Raw genomic sequence first — 255 nt, forward strand, 5'->3', positions numbered from 1 at the left:
TGTTGATCCGGCGCATGTTCAGGAAGTTTACTAAGGTACCTAGGACAGGCTCCACGGTCCGGCTCCGGATTTTGCCGATCCGCCTGGCATAGGCGGGGTTTTGGGTAAGCTTCCGGTGCATCCGGTCGTAGTAGGGCTTGTCGATGCTCTCCTCCAGTTTCTTGAACCTGGTCGCCTTGCCGCAGCACTTCTCCCGTAGCGGGCAGCTCCCGCAGACCGTCTCCGAACTCCTGTAGCTCTTTTTGTCGTAGCCCT

General features: G+C 58.4%; 1 protein-coding gene. It reads right to left on the bottom strand.

Features of this window, described 5'->3' with window-relative positions; genetic code table 11:
* The coding region (locus tag L0U89_RS20730) for a transposase (protein WP_234863209.1) at positions 1-255 on the bottom strand (255 nt) is incomplete at both ends.

Source organism: Mariniradius sediminis (assembly GCF_021491425.1).
GTDB lineage: Bacteria > Bacteroidota > Bacteroidia > Cytophagales > Cyclobacteriaceae > Mariniradius > Mariniradius saccharolyticus.